Below are 914 nucleotides of genomic sequence, written 5' to 3' on the forward strand. Positions count from 1 at the left end.
CTAATACTTCACCGAGTGAAACCGACGCTTTGGTTAAGTTCGCGACACCAACAGTAGACTGCTCCGCCACCTCTCGAATTGTGCTGGACTGAGTACGGATATCAGCAAGCTCAGAGGCGATATCATTCGCAACCGCACTTTGTTCCTCCGCGGAAGTGGAGATTTGAATGCTCATGTCCATCAATGAACGAGCCGAGTCCGCAATCGCTGTAACATCTTGACCAATTTCATCGATCAACTGGCTGCTTGTTTGGGCTTGCTTGACCGTTCTGCCAGTAATCGAAGCGATGTTTTGGCTTTCCGATTGCAGCTTCTCAATCATGGCTTGTATCTCTACCGTGGCTTGTTGTGTACGACTTGCCAGCGTTCGGACTTCATCGGCTACAACGGCAAAACCGCGGCCTTGTTCGCCTGCGCGAGCCGCTTCGATAGCGGCATTGAGAGCTAACAGGTTGGTCTGCTCAGAAATTGCATTAATGGTCGTGATGACATCATTAATCTGCGTAGTGTTTTCATTTAAGTTGGTGACTGATGAAGAAGCTTGCTAGATGTAGCTCGACAAGGTTTCGATCTCAGCAATAACGTGCGGTACTCGGCTACGGCTCGTTTCTATTTTTTGTGCATCTTGATCCGATTGCATGGTCGCTTGTTGAGAGATGCTCGAAACCTCTTTGGCAGACGCCGTCATTTCTTCCATTGCGGTTGCGACAGAATCAAGAGTTTGGTACTGGTGCGTAATCTGTGTCTCGCTCAGTTTCATGTCTTGTTCAAATGCAGATGATGTTTCACTTAGCGTATTGGCGTTTTCTTTTACGCTATTGACCAGTTCGCTTAATGTATCCATCGACTTATCTAGTGCGCAGCCAATGGTGCCAAACTCGTCACGGCCAGGGTGAAAGCCCAATCGAGAAGTT

Annotated in this window: 1 pseudogene; it reads right to left on the bottom strand. The window is 48.2% G+C overall.

The features are described 5' to 3' along the window. Window positions 1-914, bottom strand: a pseudogene (locus R7E78_RS25115) (methyl-accepting chemotaxis protein); the annotation flags it as partial.

Source organism: Vibrio sp. YT-19(2023) (genome assembly GCF_033337395.1).